The sequence below is a fragment of the Halalkalibacter lacteus genome (assembly GCF_036663595.1).
Classification (GTDB): domain Bacteria; phylum Bacillota; class Bacilli; order Bacillales; family Bacillaceae_D; genus Halalkalibacter; species Halalkalibacter lacteus.
The window spans coordinates 1-272 of sequence record NZ_JAWRVL010000203.1; the positions used below are offsets into that span (position 1 = coordinate 1).

Genomic DNA, 272 nt, shown 5'->3' on the forward strand with positions numbered 1-272 from the left:
TAACGCATTTTTTATAGAAGGGGTCATGACGTTCTTTTTAATCATGAGCATTTTGACGACCCGCAATGCCGCCATCATCAGTCTCGCTGTATTTCTCGATGCTTTCATTGGAGGCCCATTGACCGGTGCAAGCATGAATCCCGCCAGAAGCTTCGGCCCTGCCTTAGCCATGGGGTACTGGGATAACCAGTGGCTATACTGGTTCGGTCCGCTTATAGGCGGTCTGGCAGCAGTCTTCTGTAGTCAGCTAATCATGCAGGACAGTAAATCAG

At 49.6% G+C, this 272-nt stretch carries 1 protein-coding gene; it reads left to right on the forward strand.

Going from position 1 to position 272, the window contains the following annotated elements; translation table 11 throughout:
• Positions 1-272: aquaporin (locus SAZ04_RS22085; protein WP_332699740.1), on the forward strand; the 272-nt coding region annotated here is incomplete at both ends.